1 protein-coding gene is annotated in these 590 nt (G+C 65.1%); it reads right to left on the minus strand.

Features of this window, described 5'->3' with window-relative positions:
- Nucleotides 1–590 (minus strand): DUF3800 domain-containing protein (locus EN781_RS33735; protein ID WP_145965839.1); only part of this gene is annotated, 590 nt, incomplete at both ends.

Here is a 590-nt window from a genome sequence, read left to right on the forward strand (position 1 = left end):
TTGTGGTCCATCAGGGCCCTGTAGGGCCGGTAGGACGGGTCATAGCCGCCCTTGGCCATCGGATAGAGGTAGAGATCGGCGATCTGCAACATCGGCGTGGCTTTGGTTCTGCCGCGGGGCTCCCCGCGCACGATGTCCCTGAACTCCTCGGCAGTTAACGACCCGTAGCTGGCGGAGTTGGCGCCGTCGAACGGCATCCCCTGCGTCTTCAGGATCCGCGTGTAGGCCACCAGGTCGCGGTCCTCGGCTTTGCCGGCGCGCTCGAAGAACACGCGCAGCTTGCGGTCCTGGCTGCGGGCATATTTGGCGGCGCGCTCGATCAGGATGCAGTAGGCGGTCTTGCACATGAACCAGAGCTGGTCCCGGTACCGGTCGCGGTAGCGGGCAACATAGCCCGGTCGGTCGATGACCGCGGCGATGCCGATCACGGGCAGCCCAAGCAGCATCCCCTGCAAGTCTCCCAGGAATTCAAAAGCGGACTCCGGCTTCTTCAGCCAGCCGAAGTCGCCACGGCCGCCCCGGATCGCCCAGGAGTGGAGCGGGTAGGTGATGCCGTGCTTCTGGCAGAAGGCCTTGTGGCGGGCATAAAG

It is taken from the genome of Mesorhizobium sp. M4A.F.Ca.ET.090.04.2.1, from assembly GCF_003999085.1.
Lineage (GTDB): Bacteria > Pseudomonadota > Alphaproteobacteria > Rhizobiales > Rhizobiaceae > Mesorhizobium.